Source organism: Enterobacter sp. RCC_40, from assembly GCF_041360735.1.
GTDB classification, from domain to species: Bacteria; Pseudomonadota; Gammaproteobacteria; order Enterobacterales; family Enterobacteriaceae; genus Enterobacter; species Enterobacter ludwigii.
Genome location: NZ_JBFUPR010000009.1, coordinates 16,508 through 33,307 on the forward strand (window position 1 = coordinate 16,508; position 16,800 = coordinate 33,307).

17 protein-coding genes are annotated in these 16,800 nt (G+C 55.8%); 14 read left to right on the forward strand and 3 right to left on the reverse strand.

Annotated elements, in window-relative coordinates:
- The first annotated feature begins 2 nt into the window (after nt 1-2).
- From phnL to phnP, 5 genes are read left to right on the forward strand one after another with little or no spacing between them, the layout of a single operon-like run.
- Entirely contained in the window at nt 3-683 is a 681-nt protein-coding gene (gene phnL, locus AB6731_RS21050) for a phosphonate C-P lyase system protein PhnL (protein ID WP_014168259.1), read from the forward strand.
- A complete protein-coding gene (phnM, locus tag AB6731_RS21055; protein WP_014168258.1) occupies nt 680-1,816 on the forward strand; it encodes an alpha-D-ribose 1-methylphosphonate 5-triphosphate diphosphatase in 1,137 nt (378 codons plus the stop codon). Before phnL ends, phnM begins: the two co-directional genes overlap by 4 nt.
- Nucleotides 1,813-2,364: a ribose 1,5-bisphosphokinase gene (gene phnN / locus AB6731_RS21060; RefSeq protein WP_040018699.1), complete on the forward strand. Its 552-nt coding sequence runs from the start codon at nt 1,813-1,815 to the stop codon at nt 2,362-2,364. The genes phnM and phnN overlap by 4 nt, the downstream gene beginning before the upstream one ends.
- Nucleotides 2,357-2,791: an aminoalkylphosphonate N-acetyltransferase gene (gene phnO / locus AB6731_RS21065; protein WP_014168256.1), complete on the forward strand. Its 435-nt coding sequence runs from the start codon at nt 2,357-2,359 to the stop codon at nt 2,789-2,791. The genes phnN and phnO overlap by 8 nt, the downstream gene beginning before the upstream one ends.
- Nucleotides 2,792-2,800: 9 nt before the next feature.
- On the forward strand, nt 2,801-3,559 hold the full coding sequence (gene phnP, locus AB6731_RS21070; RefSeq protein WP_040018698.1) for a phosphonate metabolism protein PhnP: 759 nt from the start codon (nt 2,801-2,803) through the stop codon (nt 3,557-3,559).
- Between the two features lie 54 nt (nt 3,560-3,613).
- Here the strand turns inward: phnP and yjdP are convergent, their stop codons facing one another.
- Nucleotides 3,614-3,937: a DDRRRQL repeat protein YjdP gene (gene yjdP, locus AB6731_RS21075; RefSeq protein WP_014168254.1), complete on the reverse strand. Its 324-nt coding sequence runs from the start codon at nt 3,935-3,937 to the stop codon at nt 3,614-3,616.
- Nucleotides 3,938-4,006: 69 nt separating this feature from the next.
- Nucleotides 4,007-4,456, reverse strand: a complete 450-nt coding sequence (gene rpiB, locus AB6731_RS21080; RefSeq protein ID WP_032681899.1) for a bifunctional allose-6-phosphate isomerase/ribose-5-phosphate isomerase RpiB — start codon at nt 4,454-4,456, stop codon at nt 4,007-4,009.
- A 351-nt stretch (nt 4,457-4,807) separates the two neighbouring features.
- Between rpiB and alsR the strand changes: the two genes are divergently transcribed.
- The 6 genes from alsR (at nt 4,808) to alsK (ending at nt 10,900) form a co-directional block, all read left to right on the forward strand.
- On the forward strand, nt 4,808-5,698 hold the full coding sequence (alsR, locus tag AB6731_RS21085; protein ID WP_014168252.1) for a D-allose utilization transcriptional regulator AlsR: 891 nt from the start codon (nt 4,808-4,810) through the stop codon (nt 5,696-5,698).
- A 64-nt stretch (nt 5,699-5,762) separates the two neighbouring features.
- Nucleotides 5,763-6,698, forward strand: a complete 936-nt coding sequence (gene alsB / locus AB6731_RS21090) for a D-allose transporter substrate-binding protein (RefSeq protein ID WP_014168251.1) — start codon at nt 5,763-5,765, stop codon at nt 6,696-6,698.
- A gap of 76 nt (nt 6,699-6,774) precedes the next feature.
- On the forward strand, nt 6,775-8,307 hold the full coding sequence (alsA, locus tag AB6731_RS21095) for a D-allose ABC transporter ATP-binding protein AlsA (protein ID WP_014168250.1): 1,533 nt from the start codon (nt 6,775-6,777) through the stop codon (nt 8,305-8,307).
- A complete protein-coding gene (gene alsC / locus AB6731_RS21100) occupies nt 8,286-9,266 on the forward strand; it encodes a D-allose ABC transporter permease (protein WP_014168249.1) in 981 nt (326 codons plus the stop codon). Before alsA ends, alsC begins: the two co-directional genes overlap by 22 nt.
- A 10-nt stretch (nt 9,267-9,276) precedes the next feature.
- Nucleotides 9,277-9,972: a D-allulose 6-phosphate 3-epimerase gene (gene alsE / locus AB6731_RS21105; protein WP_020882821.1), complete on the forward strand. Its 696-nt coding sequence runs from the start codon at nt 9,277-9,279 to the stop codon at nt 9,970-9,972.
- A complete protein-coding gene (alsK, locus tag AB6731_RS21110; protein WP_025206375.1) occupies nt 9,956-10,900 on the forward strand; it encodes an allose kinase in 945 nt (314 codons plus the stop codon). The genes alsE and alsK overlap by 17 nt, the downstream gene beginning before the upstream one ends.
- On the opposite strand, the gene AB6731_RS21115 is transcribed toward alsK, so the two are convergent.
- A complete protein-coding gene (locus AB6731_RS21115; protein ID WP_025206376.1) occupies nt 10,845-13,133 on the reverse strand; it encodes an ATP-binding protein in 2,289 nt (762 codons plus the stop codon). The two genes, alsK and AB6731_RS21115, sit on opposite strands and share 56 nt — an antisense overlap.
- Before the next feature lie 181 nt (nt 13,134-13,314).
- Here AB6731_RS21115 and AB6731_RS21120 point away from each other — a divergent pair, with 181 nt between their 5' ends.
- Genes AB6731_RS21120 through AB6731_RS21130 form a run of 3 tightly spaced genes read left to right on the forward strand, consistent with a single transcriptional unit; the run spans nt 13,315 to nt 16,799 of the window.
- The gene (locus AB6731_RS21120; RefSeq protein ID WP_020882824.1) at nt 13,315-14,835 is read left to right on the forward strand and encodes a sugar ABC transporter ATP-binding protein; all 1,521 of its coding nucleotides are present in this window, start codon (nt 13,315-13,317) and stop codon (nt 14,833-14,835) included.
- Nucleotides 14,832-15,827, forward strand: coding sequence for a ribose ABC transporter permease (locus tag AB6731_RS21125; RefSeq protein WP_014168244.1), 996 nt, complete (start codon nt 14,832-14,834; stop codon nt 15,825-15,827). Before AB6731_RS21120 ends, AB6731_RS21125 begins: the two co-directional genes overlap by 4 nt.
- 30 nt (nt 15,828-15,857) lie before the next feature.
- The gene (locus AB6731_RS21130; RefSeq protein ID WP_014168243.1) at nt 15,858-16,799 is read left to right on the forward strand and encodes an ABC transporter substrate-binding protein; all 942 of its coding nucleotides are present in this window, start codon (nt 15,858-15,860) and stop codon (nt 16,797-16,799) included.
- Nucleotide 16,800 lies beyond the last annotated feature (1 nt).

Genomic DNA, 16,800 nt, shown 5'->3' on the forward strand with positions numbered 1-16,800 from the left:
CCATGATCCGCGTAGAAAATGTCAGTAAGACCTTTGTACTCCACCAGCAAAACGGCGTGCGCCTGCCGGTCCTGCACAGCGCCTCTCTGGACGTTAGCAAGGGTGAATGCGTGGTGTTGCACGGCCATTCCGGCAGCGGCAAATCGACGCTGCTGCGCTCCCTGTACGCCAACTATCTGCCGGACGAAGGCCATATCTATATTCGTCATGGCAATGAATGGGTCGATCTGGTGCAAGCGCCGGCGCGTAAGGTGCTGGACGTGCGCCGCTCGACGATCGGCTGGGTCAGCCAGTTTTTGCGGGTGATCCCACGGATCTCCGCCCTGGACGTGGTCATGCAGCCGCTGCTGGACCTGGGCGTTCCGCGCGAGACCTGTGCCGCGAAAGCCGCCGGCCTGCTCACGCGCCTGAACGTGCCGGAACACCTCTGGCACCTTGCCCCGTCGACCTTTTCCGGTGGCGAGCAGCAGCGGGTGAATATCGCCCGCGGATTTATCGTCGACTACCCGATTTTACTGCTTGATGAACCCACTGCCTCGCTCGACAGTAAGAACAGCGCGGCGGTGGTTGAACTGATCGAACAGGCCAAAGCACGCGGCGCGGCGATCGTGGGGATCTTCCACGACGACACCGTTCGCTCCCGCGTCGCAGACAGGCTGCACCCGATGGGGACGCTCGCATGATCGTGAATAACGTAAAGCTGGTGCTGGAAAATGAAGTCGTTGATGGCTCGATTGAGATCCAGGCCGGAGAGATCCGCGCCTTTGCGGAAACCCAGAGCCGCGCCCCGGAAGCGATGGACGGTGAAGGGGGCTGGCTGCTGCCGGGCCTTATCGAACTGCACACCGATAATCTGGATAAATTCTTTACCCCGCGTCCGAAAGTCGACTGGCCAGCTCATTCCGCGATGAGCAGCCATGACGCGCTGATGGTCGCCAGCGGCATCACTACCGTGCTGGACGCCGTAGCGATTGGCGACGTGCGCGACGGCGGCGACCGTCTGGAAAACCTTGAGAAGATGATCAACGCCGTGGAAGAGACGCAAAAACGCGGCCTTAACCGCGCCGAGCATCGTTTGCACCTGCGGTGTGAACTCCCGCATCACACCACTCTGCCGCTGTTTGAAAAGCTGGTGGACCGCGAGCCGGTCTCACTGGTCTCGTTGATGGACCACTCGCCGGGGCAGCGTCAGTTCGCCAGAATAGAGAAATACCGCGAGTACTATCAGGGAAAATACGCGCTGACCAACGAGGAAATGGCGCGTTATGAAGAGGAACAGCGACAGCTTGCGGCGCAGTGGTCTCAACCAAACCGGCTCTCCATTGCCGCCATGTGTCGGGATCGCAACATTGCCTTAGCCAGCCATGATGATGCGACGCATGAACATGTGCGCGAATCGCACCAGCTTGGCAGCGTAATCGCTGAATTTCCCACCACGTTTGAGGCAGCAGAAGCCTCCCGCACCCACGGCATGAACGTCCTGATGGGGGCGCCGAATATCGTGCGCGGCGGCTCCCACTCCGGCAACGTGGCGGCAAGCGCGCTCGCGTCGCTAGGTCTGCTGGATATCCTCTCGTCCGACTACTACCCCGCCAGCCTGCTGGACGCCGCCTTCCGGGTCGCGGCTGACGAAAACAATCGCTTTACGCTGCCGCAGGCGATTCGTCTGGTAACGAAAAACCCGGCAACGGCACTCAATCTTCACGACCGTGGAGAGATAGCTGAAGGTAAACGGGCGGATCTGGTGCTGGTTCACCGTAAGGGCGAGCACATCCATATCGACCACGTCTGGCGTCAGGGGAAACGGGTGTTCTGATGGGAAGACTAATCTGGCTAATGGGGCCGTCAGGCTCTGGTAAGGACAGTCTGCTGTCCGCGTTACGGCAGCGGGAACATCCCCAGCTTCTGGTTGCGCACCGCTATATCACCCGTGCAGCGAATGCCGGGAGTGAGAACCATATCGCCCTGAGCGAGCCGGAATTTTTCACGCGCGCCGGGCAAAATCTGCTGGCGCTCAGCTGGCACGCCAACGGTTATTACTACGGGATAGGCATCGAGACAGACCTGTGGCTGCACGCCGGGTTCGACGTGTTGGTCAACGGCTCACGCGCACACCTTCAACAAGCGCGCGCTCGCTATGAAGCAGCGCTGTTGCCGGTCTGTCTGCAGGTCTCGCCTGATGTGCTGCGCAGCCGGTTGCAGAGCCGGGGTCGCGAAAACGCCAAAGAGATCGAGCAGCGGCTTGAACGTGCGGCGCGCTATACCCCATCGAACTGTCATATCCTCAATAACGACGGAAGTTTGCTACAGTCAGTCGATAACTTTTTAACGCTTATCCGTCAGAAGGAGAAACAGCATGCCTGACTGCCAGCTTCGCCCCGCCACTGCCGACGATGCGCAGATTGTTTACGCGCTGATTTGCGAACTCAAGCAGAGTGAGTTTGATCATCAGGCGTTCCACGCCGGGTATCTTGCCAATCTGCAGGACCACAATATGCGCTACCAGCTGGCTGAATTAAACGGCCAGGTAGTGGGCATGATTGGCCTGCATATGCAGTTTCACCTGCACCACGCCAGATGGATTGGCGAGATCCAGGAGCTGGTGGTCATGCCGCAGGCGCGCGGTCTCAGGGTGGGCAGCCAGCTGTTGGCCTGGGCGGAGAACGTGGCGCGGCAGGCGGGCGCTGAACTGACAGAGCTATCCACCAGCGTGAAGCGCCTGGACGCTCACCGTTTTTATGCGCGTGAAGGGTATACGCAGAGCCATTTTCGTTTCACCAAACTGTTGTAGAGGTGCACGATGAGTCTGACGATTACGTTAACGGGAACCGGTAGCGCTCAGCTGGTGCCGGTGTTTGGCTGCGACTGCGCGGCGTGTCGCCGGGCGCGTCTGCAGGATAACCATCGCCGTCGCCCCTGTAGCGCGGTAGTCAAATTCAACGATGCGGTAACGCTGCTGGACGCCGGTATCCCGCACCTGATGGACGACTGGCCGGCAGGCAGCTTTCAGCAGTTTTTACTGACCCACTACCATATGGATCACGTCCAGGGGCTGTTCCCCCTGCGCTGGGGCGTCGGTGCCCCTGTTCCGGTGTACGGCCCACCAGACGAGGCGGGGTGTGACGACCTGTTTAAACACCCGGGGATTCTGGATTTCAGCCATACGGTAGAGCCGTTTGTGGTGTTTGAACTGCAGGGCCTGCGGGTCACGCCGCTGCCGCTGAATCACTCGAAAATCACCTTTGGCTACCTGCTGGAGTCCGCCCACAGCCGTGTGGCCTGGCTCTCCGACACCGCCGGATTACCTGATAAAACGGTAAAATTCCTGCTCAATAACCGGCCGCAGGCGATGATCATCGACTGCAGTCACGAGCCGCGTGACGAAACGCCGCGCAACCATTGCGATCTGAATACGGTTATTGCCTTAAATGAGATCATCGGCTGTCCACAGGTGATCCTGACCCATATCAGTCATCAGTTCGACGTATGGATGATGGATAACCCGCTACCCGACGGGTTCGAGGCGGGATATGACGGAATGACGTTGTTGCTGGATTAGGTCACTCCCTCTCTGAATGAGAGGGCGAGGCGTATGGATGCTAAACCGCGCGTATCAGCGATCGTAATCGTCTTCTAACCGGCGCTCATCTTCTTCTAACTGACGTCTGTCATCATCCAGCTGGCGTTGACGCTCATCCAGACGGCGACGGCGATCCTCCAGTTGCCTGCGGCGATCGTCATACTGACGGCTGTCGGTCTGGCGGCTGCGATCGTAGCGATCGTCGTCGTCATCGCTACTGCGACTGCTGCTGGGGTTATAGGCATCGTTGATCGCCTGCTGAATATTGCCAATGGCTTCATCAATAACATCGGCGTGAGCCAGTTGGCTGGTAAGTGACAGCAGACCAAATAACAGAGCGGTAGAGTAACGTTTCATAAGACCAGACTCGCAGGTGGACTGGCCTTACGGTAATGAACAACAGCTGGCTGGGGTAGCGGAGGAATCTCATTTCTGCGCCTGTTCAATCACCCCTATCGCTTCCACTCTCACCTGATGTCTCCCACCCTCAAATTCTGCATTGAGCCAGGCATCGACAATCATTTTTGCCAGCTCAAGGCCAACAACACGTGAGCCAAATGCCAGGATATTGGTGTTGTTATGCTGCCTTGAAAGCTGCGCAGAATAAGGCTCACTACATACCACTGCACGAATGCCGGGGTATTTGTTGGCCGTAATAGAGATCCCAACGCCGGTACCACAAATTAAGATACCGCCATCAACCTCACCGTCGAGCAGGGAGGTCGCAACAGCGCTGGCATAATGCGGGTAATCGGTGCGTTCGGGCGACCAGGTGCCCTTATCCACCACCTCTACGCCACGCCCACGCAGATGGGCCAGTATGTCCTCTTTCAGTATGAAGCCAACGTGATCGCAACCAAACGCAATCCTTTTCATGATTTGCCTCTCAGTGAGTAAACTTTACGAACTCGATGTATTTTGTGATTTAAGACCGGTTAGTTGTGCAATAAAACCACAAAACCATCGCGTTCTGAGCGTGTTCTACACCCCTGAGGATCGTATTTCAACCCTGACCTGATGGTTAAGTTTGCCTGTAAGTCTTAGGCCATTAAATGCCGAAGAAATTAAGTAATTGATTTACAACGAATGAAGCAACAACACACAGCCAAAAACTTCACAAACAATAAAACTTTATGAATTTATAAATACTGTGAAGTTGGCGACATATTTCCCGGGAAGGTTGTGATGATATAGTGTCGTCTTCATTTTTAAGGACAACAGAGAGCGATGAGTCAGTCAGAATTTGAAAAAGAGCTGCCTAATGGCATCGGTCTGGCACCTTACCTGCGTATGAAACAGGAAGGGATGACCGACAACGAGAGCCGTATCGTCGACTGGCTGCTTCAGCCAGGTAACCTGAGCGGTGCGCCGGCAATTAAAGATGTTGCCGAAACACTGCTGGTCTCGGAAGCGATGATCGTCAAAGTGGCCAAGCTGCTCGGGTTTAGCGGTTTTCGTACTCTGCGCGCAGCGCTTGTGGACTATTTCTCTCAATCCGAGCAGGTGCTCCCCGCTGAACTCGCCTTTGATGAAGCACCACAGGATGTGGTTAATAAAGTGTTCAACATTACGCTTCGCACCATTATGGAAGGCCAGTCGATTGTTAATGTGGATGAAATTCATCGCGCAGCACGTTTCTTCGCTCAGGCTAACCAGCGCGATCTGTACGGCGTCGGCGGCTCTAACGCCATTTGTGCCGACATCCAGCACAAGTTTTTACGTATCGGCGTGCGCTGCCAGTCTTATCAGGACGCCCATATCATGATGATGTCAGCATCGCTGCTGAAAGAGGGAGACGTAGTGCTGGTGGTAACACACTCAGGACGCACCAGCGATGTGAAAGCCGCAGTAGAGTTAGCGAAAAAGAACGGTGCGAAGATTATCTGCATTACCCATAGCTATCATTCGCCCATTGCCAAACTCGCTGATTATATTATTTGCTCGCCAGCACCAGAGACCCCTTTATTAGGGCGCAACGCCTCCGCGCGTATATTACAACTCACACTATTAGATGCTTTATTTGTATCCGTTGCACAACAGAATATTCAACAGGCCACACTCAACATGCAAAAAACCGGTGCTATTGTGGATTTCTTCTCCCCTGGCGCCCTGAAGTAACTATAAAAGGTTGATCCCGTACTAGCGGGATCAACAAAATATACCCTACATTGAGAACACTGCTATGAATAAATATCTGAAATATTTCAGCGGCGCCGCTATGGGCTTAATGTTATCTACCAGCGCATTTGCTGCCGCAGAATATGCAGTAGTATTAAAAACATTGAACAATCCATTCTGGGTGGATATGAAGAAAGGGATCGAAGATGAAGCAAAAACCCTGGGGGTAAGTGTTGATATTTTTGCTTCGCCGTCAGAGGGTGATTTTCAGTCTCAACTGCAGCTTTTTGAAGACTTGAGTAATAAGAAATACAAAGGCATTGCCTTTGCCCCACTCTCCTCGGTCAACCTGGTGATGCCCGTGTCACGCGCCTGGCAGAAAGGCATTTTTCTGGTCAACCTCGATGAAAAAATCGATATGGATAACCTGAAAAAAGCCGGCGGTAACGTTGAAGGTTTTGTCACGACGGATAACGTAGCCGTTGGGGCAAAAGGGGCAGGCTTTATCATTGATAAACTCGGTGTGCAGGGCGGTGAAGTCGCGATTATTGAAGGGAAAGCCGGAAATGCATCGGGAGAGGCACGCCGCAATGGCGCTACAGAAACCTTTAAAAAAGCAAGTCAAATCAAGCTCGTTGCCAGCCAACCCGCCGACTGGGATCGCATTAAAGCCCTGGATGTCGCCACCAACGTTTTGCAACGAAATCCAAATTTGAAAGCCTTCTACTGTGCAAACGACACCATGGCAATGGGCGTGGCACAGGCGGTGGCAAACGCCGGTAAAACAGGAAAAGTACTGGTCGTTGGCACGGATGGCATTCCTGAAGCACGTAAGATGGTCGATGCCGGACAAATGACCGCCACCGTCGCGCAGAACCCAGCGGATATTGGTGCTACGGGCCTGAAGTTGATGGTGGATGCGGCGAAAACCGGCAACGTGATCCCCCTAGAAAAAACGCCTGAATTCAAACTGGTTGATTCGGTTCTGGTGACGAAATAACTGATATCCGGTGCGGTCAGATGCCCACACCCCAACTCTCTCCCACAGGATGAGAGGGAAAACATAAGGAGTAAACATGGTCACGCCATATATCTCAATGGCGGGGATCGGCAAATCCTTTGGTCCGGTTCACGCATTAACGTCGGTTGATTTAACTATTTATCCCCACGAGATTCATGCGTTATTAGGGGAGAATGGCGCCGGTAAATCAACCTTAATGAAAGTATTGTCGGGAATACATGAACCGACCAAAGGAACTATTACTATCAACGAGGTAAATTACGACAAGCTCGATCATAAACTGGCAGCACAGTTGGGCATTGGCATAATTTACCAGGAGCTTAGCGTTATCGATGAATTAACCGTTCTGGAGAATTTATATATTGGCCGTCATCTGACGAAAAAAGTCTGTGGCGTCAATATCATCGACTGGAAAGAGATGCGTATTCGCGGCGCAATGATGCTTTTACGCGTGGGATTGAAAGTCGATTTAGATGAAAAGGTGGCGAATTTATCCATCAGCCACAAGCAAATGCTGGAAATTGCAAAAACATTAATGCTCAACGCTAAAGCGATCATTATGGATGAGCCCACATCGTCTTTAACCAATAAAGAGGTGGATTATCTTTTCCTGATCATGAATCAATTACGTAAAGAGGGCACAGCAATTGTGTATATCTCGCATAAGCTCGCAGAAATCCGCCGCATTTGCGACCGCTTTACCGTGATGAAAGATGGAAGCAGCGTCTGCACGGGCATGGTGAGTGATGTCACAAACGACGATATTGTGCGCCTGATGGTGGGCCGCGAGTTGCAAAACCGCTTTAACGCGATGAAAGAAAGTACCGGCAACCTCGAACGCGATACCGTGTTCGAAGTGAAAAACGTCACCAGCCGGGACAAGAAAAAAGTACGTGATATCTCGTTCAGCGTGAACCGCGGTGAAATCTTTGGCTTTGCAGGGCTCGTCGGCTCAGGCCGCACCGAGCTGATGGACTGCCTCTTCGGGGTGGATAAACGCGCTAGCGGTGAAATCCGTCTCAACGGTAAAACCATCTCCCCACACTCGCCGTTAGATGCGTTGAAAAAAGGGATGGCCTACATCACTGAAAGCCGTCGGGAAAACGGCTTCTTCCCCAACTTCTCTATTGCTCAGAACATGGCGGTCAGCCAAAGCCTGAAAAATGGCGGCTACAAAGGCGCCATGGGCCTGTTTCGCGAACATGAAGAGCGCAAAACTGCTGAAACGCAGCGCCAGCTGCTGGCGTTAAAGTGCCATAGCGTGGAGCAAAACATCACTGAGCTCTCCGGCGGAAACCAGCAGAAGGTGCTGATTTCCAAATGGCTGTGCTGCAACCCGGACGTCATCATTTTTGATGAACCTACCCGCGGCATCGACGTCGGCGCAAAGGCCGAAATCTACAAAGTGATGCGCCAGTTGGCTGACGAGGGCAAGGTCATCCTGATGGTGTCATCCGAGCTACCTGAAATTATCGCCGTCTGCGACCGCATCGCCGTGTTCTGCGAAGGGCGACTGACGCAAATCCTGACCAATCGCGACGATATGGGCGAAGAGGAGATTATGGCATGGGCATTACCACAAGAGTGAAACGCGATATGGACGAAAAAAAACCGTTTAATTTCGCGCTGTTCTGGGACAAGTACGGCACCTTTTTCATCCTCGCGATCATCGTTGCCATCTTTGGCACGCTGTCGTCGGAATACTTCCTGACCACCAACAACATCACTCAAATTTTTGTCCAGAGTTCGGTGACGGTGCTGATCGGGATGGGCGAGTTCTTTGCCATTCTGGTGGCAGGTATCGATCTGTCCGTCGGGGCGATTCTGGCGCTGTCCGGGATGGTGACCGCCAAGCTCATGCTGGCCGGCGTCGACCCGTTCCTGGCAGCGCTCATTGGCGGCGTGCTGGTTGGCGGTGCGTTAGGCGCGATCAACGGCTGTCTGGTCAACTGGACCGGGCTGCATCCGTTCATTATCACCCTGGGCACTAACGCCATTTTTCGCGGCATTACGCTGGTGATTTCGGATGCCAACTCGGTATACGGCTTCTCGTTCGACTTTGTAAACTTTTTTGCCGCCAATCTCTTAGGTATTCCCGTGCCGGTGATCTTCTCGCTGGTAGTGGCGGTGATTCTCTGGTTCCTCACCACCCGTATGCGGCTGGGACGCAACATCTACGCGCTGGGCGGTAACAAGAACTCGGCGTTTTACTCCGGTATTGACGTGAAGTTTCATATCCTGGTGGTTTTCATTATCTCCGGTGTGTGTGCAGGGCTGGCAGGCGTGGTGTCAACGGCACGACTGGGGGCAGCAGAGCCGCTGGCTGGTATGGGCTTTGAAACCTACGCCATTGCCAGCGCCATTATCGGCGGAACCAGTTTCTTTGGCGGTAAAGGGCGCATCTTCTCTGTAGTGATTGGGGGGCTCATCATCGGCACCATCAATAACGGACTCAATATTTTACAAGTACAAACCTACTACCAGTTGGTGGTGATGGGCGGGTTGATTATCGCCGCTGTCGCCCTCGATAGATTGATCAGTAAGTAAGGAATTGACGATGAAAATTTCCCCCTCCCTGATGTGTATGGACCTGCTGAAATTCAAAGAGCAGATCGAATTCATAGACCAGCACGCGGACTACTTCCATATCGATATCATGGACGGTCACTTTGTGCCCAATTTGACACTATCACCGTTCTTTGTCAGCCAGGTGAAGAAGCTCGCCACCAAACCGCTGGATTGCCATCTGATGGTGACGCGCCCCCAGGATTACATTAGTCAACTGGCACAGGCCGGAGCGGATTTCATCACCCTGCATCCGGAAACGATTAACGGTCAGGCCTTCCGCCTGATTGACGAAATTCGCCGTCATGGCATGAGAGTCGGTCTGATCCTCAACCCTGAAACGCCCGTTGAAGCGATGAAATATTACATTCACAAGGCGGACAAAATTACGGTCATGACCGTCGATCCTGGCTTTGCCGGGCAGCCTTTCATTCCGGAAATGCTCGAAAAAATTGCCGAGCTGAAAGCCTGGCGCGAACGTGAAGGGCTGCGCTATGAGATTGAGATCGATGGCTCCTGCAATCAGTCCACCTACAAAAAACTGATGGCCGCCGGGGCTGATGTCTTTATCGTCGGGACGTCAGGACTGTTCAACCACGCAGAGAATATCGACGACGCATGGCAACTGATGGCCGGACAGATTCTTTCGGCAAAGAACGAGGCCCTTCCTCATGCAAAAACAGCCTGATGTCGTTGCCGGAGTGGATATGGGCGCTACCCATATCCGTTTTTGCCTGCTTACAGCCGAGGGGGCCGTGCTGCACTGTGAAAAACACCGTACAGCAGACATTATCCGTTCAGGCGTCATGTGCGGCGTCGCAGAAATGATCGTTGCAAGGCTTCGCCACTATCAGGTTCGCTGTCGGGGTCTGGTGATGGGTTTTCCTGCGCTGGTCGGCAAAGACAAACGCACCATTATCTCGACACCAAACCTGCCATTACAGGCAACAGACCGACGGGACCTGGCGGGCAAACTGGCAGACGCGCTGGGATGCCCGGTCGAATTCTACCGTGACGTTAACCTCCAGCTCTCTTTTGATGTTATGCAGCACAACTTGCAGCAACAGCAGGTTCTGGCAGCCTATCTCGGTACCGGCATGGGGTTCGCCATCTGGCTGAACGGCGCGCCCTGGACAGGTGCACACGGGGTCGCGGGCGAGCTTGGACATATTCCGCAGGGCGATATGTCACGCCATTGCGGTTGTGGTAACACAGGATGTCTGGAAACCGTCTGTTCCGGTATTGCCCTGAAACAGTGGTATGAACAACAGCCCCGTGATTACGCGATTGGCGAGATTTTTACCTCAGCGTGTCATGACCCCTTTGTCATACAGCTCTTAAATCATGCAGCCCGAGCCATTGCCACCAGCGTAAATCTCTTCGACCCGGATGCGGTGATCCTCGGCGGCGGCGTGATGGATATGGTCGATTTTCCACGCGACGCGCTGATTGCCAGAATTAAACAGCATCTGCGCCGTCCGCTGCCGTATGAGGCAGTCCGTTTCATTACAGCATCATCGTCATCCTTTAACGGTGCTCAGGGGGCGGCGACCCTGGCTCTCAGCCAGTTCCTGTCATCACCTTGCGCAACGCCTGCGCCAGCTGTACACGGGTAAAAGGCTTACGCAGTAACGCCACGTCCGGCAGTTGCGGGTTATGCGTCGGACGCAGATCCTGACCGCTGATCAGCAACACCGGAAGCTGCGGATAATGGCTGCGCACATGGTTGATCACCTCGGCACCGCTGAGGTTGCCGGGCAGCATTAAATCGCTAATAAACATGCCAATATCCGGTGACGCGTCCAGCATCTTCAGGGCCTGTTCGCCGTTGTCCGCTTCAAGCGTCAGATAGCCCAGCTGATGCAGCTGCTCGCACAGGGTCTGGCGGACATCGGCTTCATCTTCCAGCACCAGTACCAGGCGTTCATTTTCAACGGCAGCCGCGGCGGCCTGGGTCTCATCAGCAGAACGAACAGGCAGCGTCGAGCGTGGCAGATGCAGCCGCACGGTGGTCCCCTGCCCTGGCGCGCTTTCAATCTCCACGCGCCCACCGGACTGGCGTACAAAACCGTAGACCATCGACAGGCCTAATCCGCTACCGCTCCCGGTTTGCTTGGTCGTGAAGAACGGTTCGAAGACCCGGGATTTGACCTCCTGCGACATTCCACTTCCCCGGTCAATAACCTCCAGCGCCACCATATCCTGCCTGCGTCCGTCACTGCGGGTCACGCGCTGATTCCACGTGCGGATCTTAATAACCCCCGTCTGTCCCTCCATCGCATCGCGGGCGTTCATCACCAGGTTAATAATGGCGTTTTCCAGCTGGCTGACGTCTATCCACGCCGGCCACGCCGGTGATTGCGCTTCAATTTCCAGCGTCAGGGTGGCCGGCAGCGAGTGGTACATCAACTCCCGCAGGTTCTCGAGCAGCGGTTTCATCTCTACCGCGTGCGGGGTCAGGGATTGCTTGCGGGAAAACGCCAGCAGGCGCTGGGTCAGCACCGCACCACGCTCGGCGGCCTTGAGTGCCCGGGTGATACGCGGGGCGTCATGTGAGTCAGGATCGGTGAGTTCCAGACTGCCAATGATCACCGCCAGCAGGTTGTTAAAGTCATGCGCCAGACCGCCCGTCAGCTGCCCGACGGCCTTCATCTTCTGGCTGTGCACCAACGCCTCTTCCAGCCCCTGACGCTCGATGCGGTCGATCTCCATCTGCGTGGTTTTTTCTTTCAGCAGGCGGGTGGTGTGGACAAGCGAGGCGGTGTTGCGGGCAAAAACGTTAAACGCTCGCGCCAGCTCACCCAGCTCATCACGACGCTGCAGCCCAGGGACGGAAACATCCTGCTCGCCGTGGGCAAGGCGCGACATCGCCCGGGAGATGGCCGTCAGGTTGGAGGCCAGATTACGGTAGATATACCAACAGGCGCACCCGGTGATGATCAGCGCCAGCACGGCGAACACGCTGATAAATACGCTGATGGAGCGCAGCTCCTGGTGACTCTGGGCAGTGCGCAGCCGGGAGGCCTGCGCCACCTGTTCAACGTACTGATTGATGTCGCTGTTTAATATCGCCACCAGCGCCTTGATGTGGAACATATACCAGCTGATCGCCAGATCGCTCTCCTCCAGCTGCGTCGAGAGCGGAACAAGCTTGTGAAGCTCGGCATTAAAATCGGGCAGGATAGCGTTCACCACGGGCTGCGTCACGCTCCGGGGCAGCGTTGCCGTCACGGCATCCAGCTGCTGAACCGTGGCGCGCGGCGAGGGCGTTTCAATAGCGGCGATGATTAGCCTGTCCATTTCCATAAGCTGTTGCGCATCCGGGACGTTGCTGGCGTAACGGCGGTTGATGTCCTGCAGATGGCGCAAATAGCTCTGGCTTTGATAGAGCGCGCTGAGAAGCGCATTACGCTCCAGATGACGCCGCTGCCCGCGCTCCAGCATGCCCGTCACGCTCTGCTGTAACTCATTACTTCTCTGAATAATTCGCGCCACCAGCGCGGGCTCCTGTTGCGCCAGTGGCGCATCGGCAAGCTGTTCCAGCGAGTGACGCAGCGCCATCTGCGTCTGCTTCAGGCGCTCGGCTTCGCCCTTGTATTCCAGCGCGCCTACAACTTGCGAGAGCCGCACCGCCGCCGTTGCCACATTGGCGGTATCGCGGGCGAGGTTCATGCTGCCGGTCATGTCATCCAGCGTCTGCTGCTGCACCTGTTCCTGGATCTGGCTGGCATGACGAAAGCCGAGCACCGCCACGCCGCTGACCATCAGCGTTACCGCCACCACCAGCAGATTAAAAATCAGCAGGCGACCACGGGCGCTGGCAAAGAAGGGCGGACGGTGTGATGGCATACGGTAAGCTCCGGTGCAATGTGATGCCCTCACCCTGGCCCTCTCCTGCTGAGAGGGAAAAAGCGGGGAATTGTGATGTAAGTTAACTATTCATAACTATGACAAATATGAACGGCTTCTGACATTTTGCATTTACCAACCTGTGATGAAGTGCGGATATCGACATTCAAGGAGATCCGCCATGAGCAGAACCCCGGTACTGGAGATGCGCAACATTGCCAAAACGTTTGGCCATTTCCACGCGCTCAAGGGTGTGGATTTGACGGTGTACCCCGGTGAGATCCACGCGCTGATGGGGGAAAACGGCGCAGGAAAGAGTACCCTGATGAAGATCCTCGCGGGGGCCTATACCGCCACCAGCGGCGAGATCCTGATTGACGGACAGCCGTTTCACATCAAAGGGCCAAAGGATGCGCTGGCCGCGGGTATCACCCTCATTTATCAGGAGATGCAGCTTGCCCCCAATCTGACCGTCGCTGAAAACATTTTCCTGGGCAGCGAGCTGTCGCGCGCCGGGCTGGTACAGCGCAAAGAGATGGCCGCACAGGCGCAGGCGGTGATTGACCGTCTGGGCGCGCACTTCAAGGCGACCGACCTGGTAATGAGGCTAACCATCGCCGAGCAGCAGCAGGTTGAAATTGCCCGCGCGCTACACCGCAACAGCCGCATTCTGGTGATGGATGAACCCACCGCCGCCCTCTCCTCACGTGAAACCCATCGCCTGTTCGAGCTGATACTGCGCCTGCGAGAGGAAGGAATGGCGATTATCTATATCAGCCACCGCATGGCGGAAGTGTATGAACTCTCCGATCGCGTCAGCGTTCTGCGTGACGGGCAGTACGTCGGTAGCCTGACGCGCGACAAACTGAACGCCTCTGAGCTGGTGAAAATGATGGTCGGCCGTCCGCTAAGCGATCTGTTTAACAAAGAGCGCGATATCCCGCTCGGCAGCCCGCGTCTTAACGTGCATCACCTTACCGACGGCAAGAAAGTGCTCCCCTGCAGTCTGCAGGTGCGTTCCGGAGAAATTGTCGGCCTGGCAGGTCTGGTGGGCGCCGGACGTTCCGAACTGGCGCAGCTGATCTTCGGCGCGCGCAAAGCCACGGGCGGCATGATTGAGGTCGACGGCGAACCGGTGGTGATCCACTCCCCGCGCGCCGCCATCGACAACGGGATCGGTTTTCTCACCGAGAACCGCAAAGAACAAGGGCTGTTCCTCGAGCTGGCCGCACAGGAGAACATCACCATGGCGACGCTGGAGCGCGACGCCACCTTCGGCATGCTGAACCGCAAAAAAGCGCAGACCATTTCTGACGATGCAATCGCCCTGCTTAACATCCGCGTGCCGCATTCACAGGTCCGCGCGGGCGGCCTGTCCGGGGGCAATCAGCAAAAGCTGCTTATCTCCCGCTGGGTGGCCATCGGCCCACGCATTCTGATTCTGGACGAACCGACGCGCGGCGTCGACGTCGGGGCGAAAAGTGAAATCTACCGCATCATGAACCAGATGGCGCGCAAGGGCGTGGCGATCCTGATGATCTCCAGCGAGCTGCCGGAAATCGTCGGCATGAGCGACCGCGTCTATGTCATGCGTGAAGGCAGCATTGCAGGTGAACTTCACGGAGCAGAAATTTCTCAGGAAAACATCATGACGCTGGCGACCGGCGTGAACGACTCTCATCATCAGGCGGTGCAACTATGACAAATTCAACCCATCCGCAGCAGGTGGCGAAGTCCGCCTCTGCCAAAAAAATGCTGATGAGCGATCTGATGCAGACGGTCGGCATTTTGCCCATCTTGATCCTGATTGTGGCGGTATTTGGTTTTATCGCGCCTAACTTCTTTACCGAAAGTAATCTGCTCAATATCACCCGCCAGGCGTCGATCAACATCGTGCTGGCCGCAGGGATGACCTTCATCATTCTGACCGGCGGGATCGACCTCTCCGTCGGCTCCATTCTGGGCACCACGGCCGTGGCGGCGATGGTGGTGTCGTTAATACCTGAGTTCGCCATGCTTTCTATTCCGGCAGCGCTCATGCTCGGCCTGGTGCTGGGTTTGTTCAACGGCGCGCTGGTGGCTTTTGCCGGGCTGCCGCCGTTTATCGTGACGCTCGGTACCTATACGGCCCTGCGCGGTGCGGCTTACCTGCTGGCGGACGGTACGACCGTCATTAACTCCAACATTAACTTTGAGTGGATCGGCAATAACTACCTCGGCCCCATTCCGTGGCTGGTGGTGATCGCGCTGGCGGTCATTGTGCTGTGCTGGTTTATTCTGCGCCGCACCACGCTTGGCGTTCACATTTATGCGGTTGGCGGCAACATGCAGGCGGCGCGTCTGACAGGCATTAAGGTCTGGCTGGTGCTGTTGTTTGTGTACGGCATGAGCGGGCTGCTCTCGGGCCTGGGCGGCGTGATGAGCGCCTCGCGTCTCTACAGCGCCAACGGCAACCTGGGCATGGGCTACGAGCTGGATGCGATTGCGGCGGTGATCCTCGGCGGCACCAGCTTTGTCGGCGGGATCGGCACGATCACCGGCACGCTGGTGGGGGCGCTGATCATCGCCACGCTTAACAACGGTATGACGCTGATGGGCGTCTCCTACTTCTGGCAACTGGTGATCAAAGGGGCGGTGATCATCATAGCGGTGCTGATCGACAAATACCGTACCCGACACCATCAAAGTGCATAACAACAATACCCTACAAGCGAGGAAGAGAAGATGCGTTTGAAACCGTTAGTGACCGCGCTCTGTGCTGGCGCGCTGCTTGCCGCAACGCCGTTTGCGCAGGCGAAAGATCTGAAGTCCATCGGCGTGACGGTGGGCGACCTGGCCAACCCATTCTTCGTGCAGATCACCAAAGGTGCCGAGCTGGAAGCGCGCAAACTGGCGGGGGATAACGTCAAAGTGACGCTGGTCTCCAGCGGTTACGATCTCGGCCAGCAGGTGGCGCAGATTGACAACTTTATTGCGGCCAAAGTGGACATGATCATCCTTAACGCCGCGGATTCCAAAGGGATCGGCCCGGCGGTTAAACGCGCGAAAGAGGCCGGGATCGTGGTTGTCGCGGTTGACGTCGCGGCGGAAGGGGCGGATGCCACCATCACCTCCGATAACACCCAGGCGGGGGAAATGGCCTGTAAATACATTACTGATCGCCTGAAAGGCAAAGGCAACGTGGTCATCATCAACGGGCCGCCAGTGTCCGCGGTGCAAAACCGCGTCGAAGGCTGCCAGACCGAGTTCAAAAAACATCCGGATATTAAGGTGCTCTCTGATAACCAGAACGCCAAAGGTAGCCGTGAAGGCGGTCTGGAAGTGATGACCTCACTGCTGGCGGCCAATCCGAAGATCGACGGCGTGTTCGCGATTAACGATCCGACGGCGATCGGTGCCGATCTGGCGGCAAAACAGGCCCAACGCAATGAATTCTTTATCGTTGGCGTAGACGGCAGCCCGGACGGCGAAGAAGCGCTTAAGCGTGAGAACTCCCTGTTTGTCGCGACGCCGGCTCAGGATCCGCAGGTAATGGCGGCAAAAGCGGTTGAGATCGGCTATGACATTCTGCAGGGCAAACCTGCGCCTAAAGAGCCTGTGCTGATCCCGGTGACGATGATCGATAAAAAGAACGTCGGATCCTATAAGGGGTGGACAGTGAAGTGAT

Bases quoted from the DNA above. Each gene is read 5' to 3' on its own strand.
- phnL (WP_014168259.1), top strand. From the start codon at position 3: ATGATCCGCGTAGAAAATGTCAGTAAGACCTTTGTACTCCACCAGCAA.
- phnM (WP_014168258.1), top strand. From the start codon at position 680: ATGATCGTGAATAACGTAAAGCTGGTGCTGGAAAATGAAGTCGTTGAT.
- phnO (WP_014168256.1), top strand. From the start codon at position 2,357: ATGCCTGACTGCCAGCTTCGCCCCGCCACTGCCGACGATGCGCAGATT.
- phnP (WP_040018698.1), top strand. From the start codon at position 2,801: ATGAGTCTGACGATTACGTTAACGGGAACCGGTAGCGCTCAGCTGGTG.
- yjdP (WP_014168254.1), bottom strand. From the start codon at position 3,937: ATGAAACGTTACTCTACCGCTCTGTTATTTGGTCTGCTGTCACTTACC.
- rpiB (WP_032681899.1), bottom strand. From the start codon at position 4,456: ATGAAAAGGATTGCGTTTGGTTGCGATCACGTTGGCTTCATACTGAAA.
- alsR (WP_014168252.1), top strand. From the start codon at position 4,808: ATGAGTCAGTCAGAATTTGAAAAAGAGCTGCCTAATGGCATCGGTCTG.
- alsB (WP_014168251.1), top strand. From the start codon at position 5,763: ATGAATAAATATCTGAAATATTTCAGCGGCGCCGCTATGGGCTTAATG.
- alsA (WP_014168250.1), top strand. From the start codon at position 6,775: ATGGTCACGCCATATATCTCAATGGCGGGGATCGGCAAATCCTTTGGT.
- alsC (WP_014168249.1), top strand. From the start codon at position 8,286: ATGGGCATTACCACAAGAGTGAAACGCGATATGGACGAAAAAAAACCG.
- alsE (WP_020882821.1), top strand. From the start codon at position 9,277: ATGAAAATTTCCCCCTCCCTGATGTGTATGGACCTGCTGAAATTCAAA.
- alsK (WP_025206375.1), top strand. From the start codon at position 9,956: ATGCAAAAACAGCCTGATGTCGTTGCCGGAGTGGATATGGGCGCTACC.
- AB6731_RS21115 (WP_025206376.1), bottom strand. From the start codon at position 13,133: ATGCCATCACACCGTCCGCCCTTCTTTGCCAGCGCCCGTGGTCGCCTG.
- AB6731_RS21120 (WP_020882824.1), top strand. From the start codon at position 13,315: ATGAGCAGAACCCCGGTACTGGAGATGCGCAACATTGCCAAAACGTTT.
- AB6731_RS21125 (WP_014168244.1), top strand. From the start codon at position 14,832: ATGACAAATTCAACCCATCCGCAGCAGGTGGCGAAGTCCGCCTCTGCC.
- AB6731_RS21130 (WP_014168243.1), top strand. From the start codon at position 15,858: ATGCGTTTGAAACCGTTAGTGACCGCGCTCTGTGCTGGCGCGCTGCTT.